1 protein-coding gene is annotated in these 839 nt (G+C 76.8%); it reads left to right on the top strand.

Annotated features, from left to right (window positions below):
• Window positions 1-86: 86 nt before the first annotated feature.
• Window positions 87-839 (top strand): FAD-dependent monooxygenase (locus tag GPJ59_RS36615; protein WP_219672401.1); only part of this gene is annotated, 753 nt, incomplete at its 3' end.

Genomic DNA, 839 nt, shown 5'->3' with positions numbered 1-839 from the left:
CCGCAACCCACCCACACCACCCACCCACAACACCCACCTCACACCCCGCACCCGATACCCCCGCCCGCACCCACCCAGGAGCCCCCATGCCCCACTGCCCCTCCCCCTCCCCCTCCCCCACCGTCCTCATCTCCGGCGCCAGCATCGCCGGCCCCGCCCTCGCCTACTGGCTGGGCCGCCACGGCTTCCGCCCCACCGTCGTGGAGATCGCCCCCGCCCTCCGCGAGGGCGGCCAGGCCGTGGACTTCCGCGGCGAGACCCACCTCGCCGTCCTCGACCGCATGGGCATCCTCGATACGCTCCGGCGCATCCAGACCGGCGGCAGCCCGATGACCTTCGTCGACCCCGCCGGCAACCAGCAGCTGCACCTGCCCGCCGAGTTCGCCGGCGGCGACATCGAGGTCCTGCGCGGCGACCTCTCCCGCGTCCTGTACGAGATCTCGCTCCCCTTCACCGAGTACCTCTTCGGCGACACCATCACCTCCCTCACCGCGCCCCCTTCCCCCACCCAGCCCCCCTCCGGCGTCCGCGCCCCCTTCCGCAACGCCTCGCCCCGCACCTTCGACCTCGTCGTCGGCGCCGACGGCATCCACTCCAACGTCCGCCGCCTCGCCTTCGGCCCCGAGGAGGCCCACGTCACTCACCTCGGCTACTACGCCGCCACCTGGACCCTCCCCCACCCCCCCCCCCCCCCCCCCCCCCCCCCCCCCCCCCCCCCCCCCCCCCCCCCCCCCCCGCCCCGCCCGCCCCCGCCCCCCCCCCACCCCCCCCCCCCCCGCCCCCCCGCCCCCCCTTCACCCTCTCTGCTGTTTCTCCACCACCCTCGCCCCCCCACCCCC

Origin of the sequence: Streptomyces bambusae, assembly GCF_019400985.1 — a bacterium.
Taxonomy (GTDB): domain Bacteria; phylum Actinomycetota; class Actinomycetes; order Streptomycetales; family Streptomycetaceae; genus Streptomyces; species Streptomyces bambusae_A.
The sequence above is the reverse complement of the archived record's forward strand: the minus strand, read 5'-3'. Positions and strand labels throughout refer to the sequence as shown.